This window comes from Pseudomonas sp. Z3-8 (assembly GCF_051131975.1).
GTDB lineage: Bacteria > Pseudomonadota > Gammaproteobacteria > Pseudomonadales > Pseudomonadaceae > Aquipseudomonas.
In genome coordinates this window covers 4932781-4948157 of record NZ_CP071643.1, presented here as the reverse complement: position 1 = coordinate 4948157, position 15377 = coordinate 4932781, and the positions used below count along the sequence as shown (strand labels likewise).

12 protein-coding genes and 1 pseudogene are annotated in these 15377 nt (G+C 61.8%); 5 read left to right on the top strand and 8 right to left on the bottom strand.

Annotated features, from left to right (window positions below):
• The first annotated feature begins 311 nt into the window (after positions 1-311).
• Entirely contained in the window at positions 312-569 is a 258-nt protein-coding gene (locus tag J3P94_RS22655) for a hypothetical protein (protein WP_434569729.1), read from the top strand.
• Between the two features lie 22 nt (positions 570-591).
• Here the strand turns inward: J3P94_RS22655 and J3P94_RS22650 are convergent, their stop codons facing one another.
• Positions 592-1560, bottom strand: a complete 969-nt coding sequence (locus tag J3P94_RS22650; protein ID WP_434569728.1) for a LysR family transcriptional regulator — start codon at positions 1558-1560, stop codon at positions 592-594.
• A gap of 312 nt (positions 1561-1872) precedes the next feature.
• Between J3P94_RS22650 and J3P94_RS22645 the strand changes: the two genes are divergently transcribed.
• The 4 genes and pseudogenes from J3P94_RS22645 (at position 1873) to J3P94_RS22630 (ending at position 6701) form a co-directional block, all read left to right on the top strand.
• Positions 1873-3444: an efflux transporter outer membrane subunit gene (locus tag J3P94_RS22645; RefSeq protein WP_434569727.1), complete on the top strand. Its 1572-nt coding sequence runs from the start codon at positions 1873-1875 to the stop codon at positions 3442-3444.
• A gap of 11 nt (positions 3445-3455) precedes the next feature.
• Positions 3456-5637 (top strand): annotated as a pseudogene (locus J3P94_RS22640) (FUSC family protein).
• Positions 5627-5827, top strand: a complete 201-nt coding sequence (locus J3P94_RS22635) for a DUF1656 domain-containing protein (protein ID WP_434569726.1) — start codon at positions 5627-5629, stop codon at positions 5825-5827. The pseudogene J3P94_RS22640 and the gene J3P94_RS22635 overlap by 11 nt, the downstream one beginning before the upstream one ends.
• A gap of 10 nt (positions 5828-5837) precedes the next feature.
• A complete protein-coding gene (locus J3P94_RS22630) occupies positions 5838-6701 on the top strand; it encodes an efflux RND transporter periplasmic adaptor subunit (RefSeq protein ID WP_434569725.1) in 864 nt (287 codons plus the stop codon).
• Positions 6702-6872: 171 nt separating this feature from the next.
• Here the strand turns inward: J3P94_RS22630 and J3P94_RS22625 are convergent, their stop codons facing one another.
• The 7 genes from J3P94_RS22625 to J3P94_RS22595 form a co-directional block, all read right to left on the bottom strand.
• On the bottom strand, positions 6873-7820 hold the full coding sequence (locus tag J3P94_RS22625) for an IS110 family transposase (protein ID WP_434568586.1): 948 nt from the start codon (positions 7818-7820) through the stop codon (positions 6873-6875).
• Positions 7821-8699: 879 nt separating this feature from the next.
• Positions 8700-9524 carry an SDR family oxidoreductase gene (locus J3P94_RS22620; protein WP_434569724.1) on the bottom strand — a complete coding sequence of 275 codons (825 nt, stop codon included), beginning with the start codon at positions 9522-9524 and terminating at the stop codon, positions 8700-8702.
• Between the two features lie 30 nt (positions 9525-9554).
• Positions 9555-10019 carry a multidrug transporter gene (locus J3P94_RS22615; protein ID WP_434569723.1) on the bottom strand — a complete coding sequence of 155 codons (465 nt, stop codon included), beginning with the start codon at positions 10017-10019 and terminating at the stop codon, positions 9555-9557.
• Between the two features lie 215 nt (positions 10020-10234).
• Positions 10235-11686 (bottom strand): mannose-1-phosphate guanylyltransferase/mannose-6-phosphate isomerase, encoded by a 1452-nt coding sequence (locus J3P94_RS22610; RefSeq protein WP_434569722.1) that lies wholly within the window; start codon positions 11684-11686, stop codon positions 10235-10237.
• Positions 11687-11836: 150 nt separating this feature from the next.
• Positions 11837-12502, bottom strand: a complete 666-nt coding sequence (locus J3P94_RS22605; RefSeq protein WP_434569721.1) for an alginate O-acetyltransferase AlgF — start codon at positions 12500-12502, stop codon at positions 11837-11839.
• Between the two features lie 14 nt (positions 12503-12516).
• Positions 12517-13692, bottom strand: a complete 1176-nt coding sequence (locus tag J3P94_RS22600; RefSeq protein ID WP_305496611.1) for an alginate O-acetyltransferase — start codon at positions 13690-13692, stop codon at positions 12517-12519.
• 11 nt (positions 13693-13703) lie between these two features.
• Entirely contained in the window at positions 13704-15269 is a 1566-nt protein-coding gene (locus tag J3P94_RS22595) for an MBOAT family O-acyltransferase (RefSeq protein ID WP_434569720.1), read from the bottom strand.
• Between the last annotated feature and the right edge of the window lie 108 nt (positions 15270-15377).

The following is a 15377-nucleotide window of genomic DNA, read 5'->3' as shown; positions in this document are numbered from 1 at the left end:
TTCCTGGCTTTCTTATATAGCGTTGTGAGCCCGTCAGGAAGGTGACCGCTAGCTGTCAGGGCTGTCAGTTTTGTCTTGGTTTCCCGTCAGACGGAACTCCACCGCGGCATCTGCTCCGTGGCACCGCGATTTCGCGCAGGTATACTGCTGCGTTTCGCGGCTCGGCTACCGAGCCACGCATACTCAATTGTGGCGAGGGAGCTTGCTCCCGCTTGAGTGCGAAGCGCTCACAGAAATGGGGCCGCTTCGCAGCCCAGCGGGAGCAAGCTCCCTCGCCACGGTTTGTTGTCCCACTCAAGTGAATAACTCAAATGACTTCCCCAATACCATCGCCCGCAGACGAACGCTTGCCAGGCGAATCGTCTGGCCAGACGGACAGCGATGTTTCCAGCGCCGACGATGACAAGGCGCCGATTCCAGCCTTCAAGTTCCCGTTCAAACCTGGTGAACTGGCAGCGGCCAAAGGCGCTGGCCAGCAACCGTGGTACAAGAATGGCGCGAAGAATGGCCATACCAAGACCCCCGGCGCCGCGCCTCCCGGCACGCGCCGTTCGATGGGCAAACGCTGATTCCCCCAGCGCGGTCGCGGATTCAGTTCGCGACCCGTGCTCCCGTCAGGCTTCCACTCAATTCATAGGCCGTCAGTTCGGCCTGGTGCGCCGCGAGGATTTCCGGCAACGAGCCTCGCAGGTATTCGACCCACGTCTTGATCTTCGCATCCAGGTACTGGCGCGAAGGGTAAATGGCGTAAAGGTTCAGTTCCTGGGAACGGTAGTTGGGCATGACCCGCACCAGCGTGCCGTTGCGCAAGCCTTCGATGGCGGCGTACACCGGCAGCACGCCCACGCCCATGCCGCTGGTGATCGCGGTTTTCATCGCATCGGCGGAATTCACCAGGAACGGTGAGCTGTTGATGGTGACCATCTCCTGGCCTTCCGGGCCGTCGAACACCCATTTCTCCAGCGGAATGACCGGGCTGACCAGGCGCAGGCAGGCGTGGTTCAGCAGGTCGCTGGGTTTCTGCGGGCAGCCGCTGGCCTTCACGTAGGCGGGCGACGCGCAGACGATGCTGTAGGTGATTCCCAGGCGCTGGGACACGAAGCCGGAGTCCGGCAACTCGCTGGCGAGTACGATCGAGACGTCGTAGCCCTCGTCGAGGATGTCCGGCACCCGGTTGGCCAGGGTCAGGTCGAAGGTCACGTCCGGGTGCGTCTTGCGATAACGGGCGATGGCATCGATGACGAAATGCTGGCCGATGCCGGTCATGGTGTGGACTTTCAATTGTCCGGCCGGGCGCGCATGGGCATCGCTGGCCTCGGCTTCCGCCTCTTCGACATACGCCAGGATCTGCTCGCACCGCAGCAGGTAGCGTTTGCCGGCTTCGGTCAGGGCGATGCGGCGAGTGGTGCGGTTGAGCAGACGGGTTTGCAGATGCGCTTCCAGGTTGGAAACCGCACGCGAGACGTTGGCCGTGGTGGTGTCGAGTTGCGCGGCGGCGGCAGTGAAGCTGCCGGCTTCGGCAACACAGCTGAACGCACGCATGTTTTGCAAAGTGTCCATGGAGGGCTCTCTTGGGAGGTGCCAAATTGTGACATGAAGTTACAGAGATGCGGGACCCCGACTAATGGATTATCACGATAACGGTAACAAAGATTCGCAGAAAGGTCGGCTTATCGCCGTTGGGGGTGATGCCTAGAATTGCCGCCAGTCCTGGATCCTGTGGGAGCGAGCCCGCTCGCGAAACAGGCATCACAGTTGTTCTCGGTGTGCCTGCGCGGCCGCTTTCGCGAGCAGGCTCGCTCCCACAGGCGTGTTCCAGGGCGAAATTCTTATCGTCTCCTCTTGCCTCTCCATCTCAGGAATATTGCGCCCGTGCCGCGTTGCATCAGCAGAGAGCTGAAGACTCTCAGTGTTTGGGTTTTGACGCTGACCCTCAGCGGTTGTATCGGGACGGGAGGGATCGCGCCGCAAGGCGAGCTCTTGTTGGCCGACCAGTTGGCGACCGATGCGGCGATACGCAAGGCCGCCCGCGATGCTCACTGGCCGACCCGTCAGTGGTGGAAAGCCTATGGTGACCCGCAACTGGACGGCTGGATTGACCTGGCCGTGCGGGACAGCCCGAGCCTGGCCATGGCCGTCGCCCGGGTGCGCCAGGCCAAGGCCATGGCGGGTGTCGCCGAGGCCGCCGAGTCGCTGCAGATCAATGGCGAGTCGGCCCTCAAGCGCCACAACTGGCCCACCGATCAGTTTTATGGCCCCGGCGAACTGGCCAACACCACCACGTGGGACAACAACGCCGCCCTGGGCCTGAGCTATGCGTTGGACCTGTGGGGCCGCGAGCGCAGCGCCAGCGAGCGGGCCGTCGACCTGGCCCATGCCAGCGTCGCCGAGGCGCGGCAGGCGCAGCTGGAATTGCAGGACAATATCGTGCGCGCCTACATCCGGTTTTCGCTGCATTACGCCCAGCGCGACATCGTCGCCGCGACCCTCCATCAGCAAGAGCAGATCGTCGAACTGGCGCAGAAGCGCCTGGACGGTGGCATCGGCACCCATTTCGAAGTCAGCCAGGCCCAGGCGCCATTGCCGGAAACCCATCGTCAGCTCGATGCGCTCGACGAAGCTATTGCCCTGAGCCGCAATCAACTGGCGGCGCTGGCCGGCAAGGGCCCGGGCGACGGCGCGCGCCTGCAACGGCCGAGCCTGGCGCTGGGGGCTGCGTTGAAACTGCCATCGGCATTGCCCGCCGAACTGCTCGGCCAGCGCCCGGATGTGGTTGCCGCGCGCTGGCAAGTGGCAGCCCAGGCCCGTGGGGTCGAGGTGGCGCGCGCGGGTTTTTACCCCAACGTCGACTTGGTCGGTAGCCTGGGTTACATGGCTACTGGCGGTGGGGCGCTGGAGTTCCTGACCGGCAAGAAGCTCACCTACAACGTCGGCCCGGCCATCTCGCTGCCGATCTTCGATGGCGGACGCCTGCGTGGCGAGTTGGGCGAGGCTGCGGCGGGTTATGACATCGCCGTGGCGCGCTACAACCAGACGCTGGTGAATGCCCTCAAGAGCATTTCCGATCAGTTGATTCGCCGTGAGTCGATGGACAAGCAACAGGCCTTCGCCGCCGAATCGGTGGCCGCCGCCCAGCGCACCTACGACATTGCGCTGGTGGCGTTCCAGCGCGGGCTCACCGACTACCTCAACGTGCTGAACGCCCAGAGCTTGTTGTTCAAGCAACAACAGGTGCAACAGCAGGTAAACGCCGCGCGGTTGAGCGCCCAAGCCGATTTGGTCACCGCATTGGGCGGCGGGCTGGAGGCCGGCAGCGACATGCCTGTGGCAGGCGCTCCCATGTTGCGAGGGAGCTTGCTCCCGCTGGGCTGCGAAGCAGCCCCAGGTTCTTCAGATGGGTGCTGCGCACCCGAGCGGGAGCAAGCTCCCTCGCCACGATGCTGAGCAGGCCTTTCATGACGTATTTACTTCGGCTTCATCGCCTCGAATGGCGCCGTGGCTTTTTCGACTGGGCCCGCAGCGATGGGGTGACCTGGGTCTACATCTTCAAGGTATTGCTCGCCGCGTTCCTGACCCTGTGGCTGGCGATGCGCCTGGAGTTGCCGCAACCGCGTACGGCGATGATCACCGTGTTCATCGTCATGCAGCCCCAGAGTGGCCAGGTCTTCGCCAAGAGTTTCTATCGCCTGCTCGGTACCTTGGCCGGCTCGACGGTGATGGTGGCGCTGATCGCCCTGTTCGCTCAGAACACCGAGTTGTTTCTCGGCTGCCTAGCGATATGGGTCGGCATCTGTTCGGCCGGAGCAGCGCGTTATCGCAACTTTCGCGCCTACGGTTTTGTGCTGGCCGGGTACACCGCGGCGATGATCGGCCTGCCGGCCCTGGCCCATCCGGAAGGGGCTTTCATGGCGACGGTGTGGCGGGTGCTGGAAATTTCCCTGGGGATTCTCTGCGCCACCGCGATCAGCGCTGCAATCCTGCCGCAAACCGCGAGCGCGGCCATGCGCAACGCGCTCTACCAGCGCTTCGGCGTGTTCGCCCTGTTCGTCACCGATGGCTTGCGCGGACGCAGCCAACCCGAGGCATTCGAGGCACGCAACGTCGCTTTCATCGCCGAGGCGGTGGGCCTGGAAAGCCTGCGCAGCGTGACCGTGTTCGAAGACCCCGCACATGCGCCGGCGCAACGGCCGACTCAGTCGCCTGAACAGCGAATTCATGGGCGTTACCACGCGCTTCAACGCCTTGCATCAGTTGCTTGAACGCTTGCGCAATGGCGCGGCGGATGCGGTGGTGGATGCGATCAAACCCGGCTTGCAAACCCTGGCAGAATTGCTCGACGGCTTCAGCGCGCGGGCCTTGACCGACGCCGATGCGACGCGCCTGGCAGCGGCGCTGGCGGCCTACAAGGCCGACTTGCCAGCCCGGGTGCGCCAGCTGCGGGGACAATTTCAAGAGACGGATCCCAGTGAGGCGCAGCAGCTGGATTTCCATACTGCATACGAATTGCTGTATCGCTTCGTCGAAGACCTGCATGGCTACGCCCAGACCCACGCGTCACTGGCCGATCACCGCCACGAACGTGAGCGCTGGGACGAACCCTTCGTGTCGCAGACCAATGGCCTGGCCGCCGCGGCTGCCGGTTTTCGTGCTGCCTTCATCCTGGTGGTGCTGGGCAGCTATTGGGTCGCCACGGCCTGGCCGAGCGGTGCGACCATGACGATGATCGCCGCCGCCACCGTGGGCTTGTCGGCCGCCACGCCGAACCCCAAGCGCATGGCGTTCCAGATGGCCTGCGGCACGTTGTTCGGGGCGTTGATCGGGTTCGTCGAGATGTTCTTCATCTTCCCGTTGATCGACGGCTTCCCCTTGCTCTGCGTGATGTTGGCGCCCGTGATCATGCTGGGCGCGTTTCTCAGCTCACGTGCGCAATACGCCGGCGTCGGGCTGGGCCTGCTGATTTTTTTCAGCACCGGCTCGGTGCCGGACAACCTGACGGTCTACAACCCCTACGCCTTCATCAACGACTACCTCGCGATGATCCTCGGCATGCTGGTGTGTGCGGCTGCCGGGGCGATCATCCTGCCGCCCAACAGCCGCTGGATGTGGCGCCGGCTGGAACAAGACTTGCGCGAACAAGTGGTGTTCGCCATCAGCGGCAAGCTCAAGGGCCTCGCGTCGGGATTCGAGAGCCGTACCCGCGATCTGCTGCACCAGGCCTACGGGCTGGCGGCGGGCCAGCCCCGGGTGCAACGGGACTTGCTGCGCTGGATGTTCGTGGTGCTGGAAGTCGGCCACGCGATCATCGAGTTGCGCAAGGAACAGGCGACGCTGCCGGTGCATCCGGCCTATGCCGAAAGCCAGCCATGGCGCCAGGCGATCCGGGTGATGGGGCGGGCGCTGGTGCGGCTGTTCCGCCAGCCCGGCCAGAACAATCTGGAGCGCGCCCTGGTCGCGGTGGACCAGGCCATCAGCCGGGTCCAGGCTACCGACGAACCTTTCGCCCCGCATTTCGACACCTCCGCCCTGCGCCGGGTAAAGAGCTACCTGCACTTCATCCGCACCTCCCTGCTGGACCCGCAATCACCCTTGGCGGCTTATGCCGCGTTGCTGCCCCAGGAACCTGAACATGCTCCGTGAGATCGCCTTCCACGGCGTATACATGCCGACCATGACCCTGATGTTTTTCATCGCCGCCGGCCTCGCCTGGGCTTTGGATCGTTTTCTGTCGGGGCTGGATCTGTACCGTTTTTTCTGGCATCCGGCGCTGTTGCGCCTGAGCCTGTTCACTTGCCTGTTCGGCGCGCTGGCGCTGACGGTCTACCGTTGAGATCGATGCGATGAAGAAATTTTTCAGCCTGCTGGCGACGCTGTTGGTGCTGGCGCTTGCGCTGTGGATCGGCCGGACATTGTGGGTGCATTACATGAACACCCCATGGACCCGCGATGGCCGGGTCCGGGCCGACATCATCAATGTCGCCGCCGACGTCAGCGGCGAAGTGATCGAGGTGCCGGTGCGCGACAACCAGTTGGTCAAGAAGGGTGACTTGCTGATGCGCATCGACCCCGAGCATTACCGCATTGCGCTCAAGCAGGCGCGTTCGCTGGTGGCGTCCCGCAAGGCCACTTGGGAGATGCGCAAGGTCAACGCTCATCGGCGCGCCGACCTGGACAGCCTGGTGATTTCCCGGGAAAACCGTGACGACGCCAGCAATATCGCCGACTCGGCCCTGGCTGATTACCAGCACGCCCAGGCGCAGCTGGAGGCGGCCGAGCTGAACCTGGCTCGCACCGAGGTCCGTGCGGCGGTGGACGGCTACGTCACCAACCTCAATGTGCACCGTGGCGACTATGCGCGCATCGGCGAGGCGAAGATGGCCGTGGTGGACATGAATTCGTTCTGGGTCTATGGCTTCTTCGAGGAAACCAAGTTGCCCAAGGTGCGGGTCGGCGATACCGCGCAGTTGCAGTTGATGAGTGGCGAACTGCTCAAGGGGCACGTGGAAAGTATCTCCCGGGGCATCTACGACCGCGACAACCCCGAGAGCCGTGAACTGATTGCCGACGTGAACCCGACCTTCAACTGGGTGCGCCTGGCCCAGCGGGTGCCGGTGCGTATACATCTGGATGAAGTACCGGATGGCGTGCTGCTGGCGGCGGGGATGACGTGCACGGTGGTGGTAGAGCCCCACGACAAGCGCTGAGCCCCTGTGGGAGCGAGCCTGCTCGCGATAGCGGTGGTTCAGCCAACATCAATATTGAATGTGAGACCGTATTCGCGAGCAGGCTCGCTCCCACACTGGATCTTCGGCGGGCATGAATGTTGTGTTCAGCCAAAGTCCCCTGTGGGAGATTCTATGGTGCAGGACTAGCCCCTAAATGCCTTTTGGTAAGTATTCGCTCTGGTTCTTCAACAGAGCGAATACCACTCGGGCAAGCTTGCGGGCCAGCGCTACCAATGCCTCGGTTGTGCTGAGCCCTCGGGACCTCAAACCCTCGTAAAATCCCTTCCACGCCGCCGTGCGACTCGCCGACATCGCGGCGTTGTGCATCAATCGGCGTGCCTCCGGATCACCTCGCTTAGACAGGCAGCGGCGTCCCTTCTTTTTTCCCGAGTCCGATATGCGCAGGTCCAGACCCAGAAAAGCGATGAAGGCATCGGCATTTCTGAAATCTCCACGCTGGAACGACGTGAGCAAACGGGCACCGCTTAACAGACCGATGCCTTCGACTTTCATGCAGCGCTTGAGCTGACTGCCCAAACCGGCTGCATCCAACTGCGTCTGGATTGTTTTCTCAAGCAAAATTTCGAGTCTTTGCATGGCCTTTATCTGGTTCTCAAAGGCCGTTTTGAGCAACGGTTCGTTTGACCAGCTTTGCTTGAGGCTGACACGCGCCTGAACCAAGGCTGCCCGCCGCCGGAAAAGGCTTATAAGCCTGCAATACAGGGGCGATGGCGGGGACCAAGGGTGCAACTGGTGGCCTTCGTTGTTCAAGTAGCGAGCCAACAACCGAGCATCCAGCGCATCGGTTTTAGCGCGCATTTTCACACCTTTGCGGTAATGACTGAGTTCGTAACCGCCGATCATATAAATCACACAGCCATGCGCATAAGCCAGATCGGCGAAGTCCTGGTGATAGATATTCGTGGCTTCGATGGCGACATCCATTGGCGCAGGTAATGCCTTGAGCCACTTCTTGATATCAGCTTTGGTGTTGGGGATCGTTTCGAGTCGATCGGATTGGGCGTGATAAATCACCAACTCATCTTTGGCGACATCCACACCTACGATCGGCTGGGCGGTGGCGACGGGCATTGCCATTGAAAATCCTCCGGGCTAAGGTTTGAACACTTGAAGGGTTCACCCAGAGGCGCAGGCTTGTTCCTATCGTCGGTCTAGGCCAGATGCATTCTTTATCGGCGCTTGGGTGAAAGGAGGAGGGGTGAAATCTCCCACGGTCTGTACTGCGGCTAACAGTCAGAATCGAGCCTAGTCCCTCCTCCTCCCTTCAAGTCCTACCATACAAGCGAGCCTGCTCGCGAAAGCGGTGAGTCAGCTGCATGGACGGTGACTGACACGCCGTCATCGCGAGCAAGCTCGCTCCCACATTGGTTCTTCGGCGGGCATGAATGTTGTGTTCAGCCAAAGTCCCCTGTGGGAGCGAGCCTGCTCGCGAAAGCGGTGAGTCAGCTGCATGGACGGTGACTGACACGCCGTCATCGCGAGCAAGCTCGCTCCCACATTGGTTCTTCGGCGGGCATGAATGTTGTGTTCAGCCAAAGTCCCCTGTGGGAGCGAGCTTGCTCGCGATAGCGGTGGTTCAGCTGCATGGACGGTGACTGACACGCCGTCATCGCGAGCAAGCTCGCTCCCACATTGGTTCTTCGGCGGGCATGAATGTTGTGTTCACCCAAAGCCCCTGTGGGAGCGAGCTTGCTCGCGATAGCGGTGGTTCAGCCAACATCAATATTGAATGTGAGACCGTATTCGCGAGCAGGCTCGCTCCCACTTTTTTACCGGTTGCTCTTGGATTTTTGTTCACCCGTGGCGAGGGAGCTTGCTCCCGCTGGGCGGCGAAGCCGCCCCAAACCAGCCACTGCGGTGCGTCAGGTAAACCGCATCAGCCGGATTGCGACTGCTGCGCAGCCGAGCGGGAGCAAGCTCCCTCGCCACAACAGCAAAGCTTGCAAGCCTTGATAGTTACAACGACCGACCCAACCCGAACCGCTTCATCAAGCCTTTCTCCAGCAACCCCTTGGGCAACAGACCGGCCATCAACGGCAAGGACCGGCTGCCGTTGCCCAGACGCAACAAGCGCGGCGGTTTGGGTTGTTGCACGGCTTTGAGCAGTGCGGCGGCGAATTCGGCGGTGGGGGTGGGGTTGTCCTGGGAGGCCTTGGCGCGGGCGCGGATACCGTCACGCAGGGGCCACCAGGGCGATTGTTCGCTGATCAACTGCTCGGCTTCATGGCCGGCATTTTTCGCGAAGCTGGAGGCAATGGCACCGGGCTGGACCTCCATCACGCGGATCCCGAACGGCGCCAGTTCCATGCGCAGCGCATCACTCAAGGCATGCACGGCAGCCTTGGAGGCGCAGTACGCCCCGGCAAATGGCGTGACCAGCACACCGGAAACACTGCCGATGTTCACCACCAGCCCCTTCGCCCGGCGCAGCACCGGAAAGAGCGCGCGGGTCACGCCGACGATGGCGAACACGTTGGTTTCGAACTGACGCTGCATGGCCGGCACGCCGCCATCCAGCAACGGACCCATGGCGCCATAACCGGCGTTGTTGACCAGCAGATCGAGGCCGCCATGTTCCTGGTTGATTCGCTCGCCGAGCTGTTCCAGCGCCTGAGCGTCATTGACGTCCAGTTGTACCGCGGTGAACCCGGCGGCGCGCAACTGCGCCACATCGTCATCCTTGCGCGCGCTGGCCCAGACCTGGTAACCGGCGGCCTTGAAAGCCTCGGCGAGGGCGCGGCCGATGCCGCTGGAACAACCGGTGATCAACGCAACGGGCATGGCGCTTTCCTTGTGCAAAAAATGGGAGGGTCAGTTGGAGAAACTACCTTGCAGTCGCTCGGCACGAAACTCCAGGGTTTGCGGGCGGTAGCCGGGGCGCAGTGGCGGTATCGGCAGGCAATCCTGCCAGTCGGCGCCGGGTTGCAATTCGCCGGGGCCGCGGTAGCGCGGTGAGCTGTACTGGTTGTCCGCCAGGTTGATGGTATCGCCGGGGGCATAGGCTGCGATTCGCCAGCGCAGTTTGGTCAGGGGCACGTCGTTGCCGTTACGCATTTTCAGCAGCAGTGGGCGATCGGCGGGGCACTGGTCAGGAGCGAACGTGACGCGCAGGTCCAGACGTGCCAGTTGCCGGGTTTCCCGGTTCTCTTCCCAGAGTACCCATGCCGCCACCAGCCCCAACCCGACAAACGCCGCCAGGGACACCGGCAATGCCTTGGCCGGGTAGCGCAACAGCAGGATGAGCCAGGTGATGACCAGCAAGACGCCGATAAACATGGTTGAAGCCTCCGTGACCGTCGGCACATCCTACCGAAGGGGGCGGGCCATGGGTATTGCTCCCTGGATGGGTCACCGAACGCCCAGGAAAAAGCCCCCGCCCAACCCGCTGCGGATAGGGGACGCAGTGGGCTGGACGGGGGCTTCTTGTACGACTGATCTTTTGTTGCCGATCGTTACTACTGATCGTTGCTACTGGTTGTTGCTACTAGTTGTTACTGGGCGATGGTTTTCACCGACACGCCGCGTTCGATCGGGGTGGAGCGACCGTAGATGTCTTCGAAGCGCTCGATGTCGTCTTCGCCCAGGTAGCTACCGGACTGCACTTCGATGATTTCCAGCGGGATCTTGCCCGGGTTGCGCAGGCGGTGGACCGACGCGATCGGGATGTAGGTCGACTGGTTTTCGCAGAGCAGGAACACATTCTCGTCGCAGGTCACTTCGGCGGTGCCGCTGACCACGATCCAGTGTTCGGCGCGGTGGTGGTGCATCTGCAGCGACAGGCACGCGCCCGGCTTGACCGAGATGTGCTTGACCTGGAAACGACCGCCCATGTCCACCGAGTCGTAGGAACCCCATGGACGATAGACTTCGCAGTGGTTCTGGGTTTCGGTGCGGCCCTGGGCATTGAGGGTGTTGACCATCTGCTTCACGCCTTGGACCTTGTCCTTGTGGGCGATCATCATGGCGTCCTTGGTTTCGACCACGACGATGTTGTCCAGGCCGATCACCGACACCAGCTTGCCGTTGCCGTGGATCATGCAGTTGCGGCTGTCCTGGACCACGACGTCGCCCTTGGTGACGTTGCCGTTGGCGTCCTTCGGATTGACTTCCCACAGCGACGACCAGCAGCCGACATCGCTCCAGCCGGCCGACAGCGGCACTACGCAGGCGCGTTGGGTTTTTTCCATCACGGCGTAGTCGATGGAGTTGTCCGGGCAGCAGGCGAAAGTGGCTTCGTCAAAAGTGATGGTGTCGGCGGTCTGCTCGCTGCGCTCCAGGGTCAGCAGGCAGGTGTCGTAGATGTCCGGATCGTGCTTTTTCAGCTCTTCGAGGAAGCGGCTGGCGCGGAACAGGAACATGCCGCTGTTCCAGAAGTAACCGCCGGCATCGACGAACTCAGTGGCGCGCTTGACGTCGGGTTTTTCGACGAAGTGCGAAACGCGGCTGACGCCTTCAGGCAGCAGGGCATCGTTGGTCGACTTGATGTAGCCATAACCGGTTTCCGGCTTGGTCGCCGGTACGCCGAACAGCACCATTTCGCCACGCTCGGCGGCCACGGTGGCCAGCGCCAGGGCGCGTTGCAGGGCCTTCTGGTCTTCGACGACGTGGTCGGCCGGTAGCACGAGCATCAGTTCGTCGCGGCCTTCATTGACCAGCATCATCGCAGTCAGGGCCACGGCCGGTGCGGTGTTGCGACCGAACGGTTCCATCAGGATGCGCTGGGCTTCCAGGTTGCGGGCCGACAGCTGCTCGTTGACGATGAAACGGTGGTCCTTGTTGCAGACCACGATCGGCGTGTCCATGCCTTCGAACACCAGGCGCTCGAGGGTCTGCTGGAACAGGGTGTGTTCGCCGGTCAGGGCCAGGAACTGTTTAGGGAATTGCTTGCGCGAAAGCGGCCAAAGACGTGAGCCGCTACCACCTGACAAGATCACCGGAATCATGTGTGTTACTCCTACAAAATCGAAATGGTTTCAGAGCTACTGCGTTCTGTCGTTTCACTCTCTTGTTGTTGTTCCGTGCCTGAATGACGCCTCGGTTCAAAGTGGGAGCAGGTTGGCTCCCACAGGCAGGGCGTCAGTCAGGAAAACTCATCAGCGGGTCGACACCGGGCGTTTCACCCAGACTGGCGACAGGCTGCTGCCGGAGCCGGTTACGTACAACACGGCCGCTTCGCCACGCTCCAGGGCAACAGGCTTGACGTCGCCGACTTTCTTGTCGCCTTCGTACAGTGCCAGGCTCACTTTCACCGGGTTGATTTCACGTTCGCCACGGCTCTTGGCCGCTACGTTCGGAACCACTTCGGTCTTGCCATCAGCGGTCTTGAGGGTCAGCGGCTTGTCGCTGAGGTTTTGCACGCGGACCAGGGATTTCTGCTTGTTCTTGAACGGTGGCTCTTCGATCAGTTGTGGCTGGCCGCTGGCGTTATTGACCAGGGTGTAATAGTGATCGGAGGCCAGTTTAACCGGTACGGTCTGGCTGCCCACCTTGGCGCTGTAGTCGCCGCCAGGCATGAAGCTGAAGTCGCTGCTGGCCAGCGGGGCCACGTCGCTGATATTGGTGCTGCCGACGGTGGCGCTGACTTCGGCGTTGCTGGCGTTGTAGATCCGCACGAAGCTCGAACCTTTTGGCGCGACCGGGCCGTACAGGGCCGAGTCACCGGCAAACGCTGAGAAGGACAGGGCACTCATGCTGGCGACCAGGGCAACGGCCTTGAAGGAGCGAGCAGCGAGACGGCGAGGAGTAGTGTTGAAAGTCATGGTGGACCTCTCTTTCAGTTTTGCGCCCGGTCGGGCGTCTCGGATTGTGTGTTTGCAGCTACGTTCTGTTGGCGGGCGCCGGCTTGTTTGAGCTCGGCGACCCATTGCGGATCGGCGTCGCCGATCTCGTTGTTCACGGGCAGATAACGTTCAGGAAACTCCCAGATCAGCACTTGTGGCGGGCTGTTCTTGAAGGCGTCGCTCTTGAGGTAGCTGAGCATCGGCAGAATCGGGCCATGGCCGTCTTCGGCGTAGTTGACGACGTCGCTGTGCAGGGCTTGCTTGAGTGCACCGACGAAGTTCCAGTTCGGGTTGGCGCTGTAGCTGGTACCGATCAGGGCCACGGGCACCTGGGCATCGGCGAACAGTGCGTCTTCGCTGGCCGGCTGGTCGTCGGCTTCGCGGGTGTTGCGCTTGACCAGCGGTTCCTGGGCTGGCATCAGGTTTTCGAACAGCGGGTCCAGCGGCAGGAACTGACGCAGGTCGCCCTTGTGGATGATTTTTTCCGCAGGCTCTGTGACGAAACGCTGTGGCTCACCGTTCAGTGGTGTGCGTTCGGCAATCGCTTTGGCCAGATGTTCCGCAGCGATTTGCGCGCCTTCCGGAGTCCAGTGGGTGTCGGTGCGCAGGAACACTTGCTGACCGCTTTGCTTGGCCTGTTGCAGCGGGGCGAGCAAGTCAGGGGCAAGGATCTTGTCCGCCGCGACACGGGCGTGGAAATCCTGGTACAGGTTGGCGTGAATGCTCGAAGGCTTCACTTCACCCAGGTGCTCCGGATACAGCCGCGCCTTGGCCGGCACGATGGCCATGACCAGGGTAATGCCTTGCTCCTTGAGCTTCTGGCGCACGCCTTCGATCAGCGCGTAGTTGCCTTGCAGGTTCTGGTCTTCGTTGACGATCGGGTTGAATTCCTCGTCGCTGAACAGCCACTGATCGCGGCCCAGGACCACGCCTTTGCGGCCCTCGTTGAACAGCTTGTAGTCCAGCGCCGCCCAGATGTTGGTGCCCAGGCGTTTGATCGGGAATTCTTCGTCGTAATGCGTTTCCACGGCCTTGGCCCAGCGACCGTTGAGCACGGTCGCATCGGGGTTGGTGCTGAAGCCGAGGAAGCTGCGCATCGACCAGATACCCAGCGCTGTCAGTATCAGCATGAACAGTGCGACATAGAAGATGCGTAATGAGCGGGTCATGTCCGGATCCCTCAGAACTGGAAGTAAAGGAACGGCGAGAAGCTTTGCGCCGACAGTTTGAGAATCGAGGCGATGAACAACACCAATACCAGGGTGCGCATCACGTAGCGCGACCAGTCCACGGTCCAGTAGGCCGGTTGCACCTGGGCTTCGACGCCGACGGTGTAGCCTGGTTCATGGATGGTCGACGGGTTGTCGCCCGGTACGGCTTTGATCAGTCCCGGTTGCGCGGTGGCAGGCCCATTGGCTTCGGTGCTTTCTTCAGGCTTGGCCTTGACCGGCGGACGATTGGTGTAGAAGTCGCGCAGGCCGAAGAAGGCGAGGGTGATGTAGGCCACCGCCAACGTGGCGATCTGCAGGCCGGTGAGGTTGGCGCGGGTCAGTTCCGACAGCGACCAGTCACCGAAGCTGAACATCGCGCTGTACATGCGACCGGCGACGTGCAGGTTTTCGGCACGGAAGATCACCCAGCCCATCACCACCAGCAGGAAGGTCAATGCCCAGCGGATCGGGTTGATGCTGCGTGGCGTGGTGTTGATGCCCACCGCTTTTTCGATGGCCAGCCACATGCCGTGCCAGGCACCCCAGATCACGTAGGTGATGTTCGCACCGTGCCACAGACCACCGAGCAGCATGGTCAGGAACAGGTTGCGATAGGTCATCAGCGTGCCTTTGCGGTTACCGCCCAGGGTGATGTAGAGGTAGTCGCGCAGCCAGGTCGACAGGCTGATGTGCCAGCGCCGCCAGAACTCGGTGATCGACTGGCTGATGTAGGGCTGCTTGAAGTTTTCCATGAAACGGAAACCCATCATCAGGCCCAGGCCGATGGCCATGTCGCTGTAGCCGGAGAAGTCGAAGTACAACTGCGCGGTGTACGCCAGGGCGCCAAGCCAGGCGTCGCCCGTGGTCGGGTTCTCCAAGGCGAAGCAATGGTCGGCCACCACCGCCAGGGTGTCGGCGATGAACACTTTCTTGATGAAGCCCTGCATGAAGCGCGTGCAGCCTTCGGAGAACTTGTCCAGCGTGTGGGTGCGGTTGTTGAACTGGTCGGCCAGGTCACGGAAACGCAGCACGGGGCCGGCGATCAGGTGCGGGAAGATTGCCACGAATGCCGCGAAGTCGATCAGGTTGCGAGTGGCCGGTGTGTCACCGCGATACACGTCGATGATGTAGCTGATGGACTCGAAGATGTAGAACGAGATACCGATCGGCAACAGTACATGGGTCAGGATGAACGGGTTCAGCCCGAAGCTGGTGATGATCGCGTTGAGGCTGTCGACACCGAAATTGGCGTACTTGAAATAGCCCAGGATGGCCAGGTCCACGCCCACACCGAGCAGCAGCCAACGTTGGGCCGGCTTGGTGCGCACGCCGGCGGCGCCGACTTTCAGGCCGATCCAGTAGTTCCACAGGGTGACGCCGGCGAACAGGGCGAGGAAGTCCACCCGCCACCAGGCATAGAACACGTAGCTGGCGATCAGCAGCAGCAGGTTGCGATAGCGTTGCCCGCTCAGGTAGTACAAGCCGAGAAAGATCGGCAGGAACAGGAACAGGAACACATTGGATGAAAATACCATCCCGATCTCTCCATGTTGAATCAACAGTCAAGGGCCAGAGCCCCCCCAAACCCCCCCACGAAAACCGGGGGGCTATTACATTCGAAACACACCACTTCCCTTGTGGGA